Source organism: Methylobacterium sp. WL116, assembly GCF_008039455.1.
Classification (GTDB): Bacteria; Pseudomonadota; Alphaproteobacteria; order Rhizobiales; family Beijerinckiaceae; genus Methylobacterium.
The window spans coordinates 1-534 of the sequence record NZ_VRUV01001102.1; the positions used below are offsets into that span (position 1 = coordinate 1).

The 534-nt window shown below is 77.2% G+C and carries 1 protein-coding gene; it reads left to right on the top strand.

Annotated elements, in window-relative coordinates:
• Positions 1-27: 27 nt before the first annotated feature.
• Positions 28-534, top strand: a 507-nt coding sequence (locus FV223_RS29585; protein WP_147730115.1) for an ABC transporter permease subunit, incomplete at its 3' end; no start/stop codon positions are given.

The window sequence follows — 534 nt, forward strand, 5'->3', positions numbered from 1 at the left end:
GCCCTCGGAGCCGGCGCCGCCGGCCTCGTGCTCGCGTGCTTCAGTCATCCGACCGTCGCCGCGGCGATCGTCTCGGCGCTCGGCGAGACGCCGCGGCGGGCGCTGCCGCTCGACCATCTCGGTGCGCTCGCCCTGCACCACCTGATCCTCGCCGGGACCGGCCTCGTCCTCGTCGCGATCACGGGAATCGGCCTCGGGATCCTCGCGACCCGCCCCGGCGCGGCCTCGGTCCGGGGCGGGATCGATACGCTGGCCGCCGCGGCGCAGGCGGTGCCGCCGGTGGTCGTGGTCGCGCTCGCCCTGCCGGTGCTCGGCTTCGGCGGCCCGCCGACCCTGCTGGCCCTGGTGCTCTACGGCATCATGCCGACGCTCCGCGGCACGGTCGGCGCCCTCGAGGCGGTGCCGGCGGAGACGCGCGAGGCCGCCAAAGCGCTCGGGCTCACCGCCCGTCAGACCCTGACGCGGATCGAGCTGCCGCTGGCGGCGCCCGCCATCGTCGAGACCTTGCGCACGGCCCTCGTCCTCGCCGTGGCG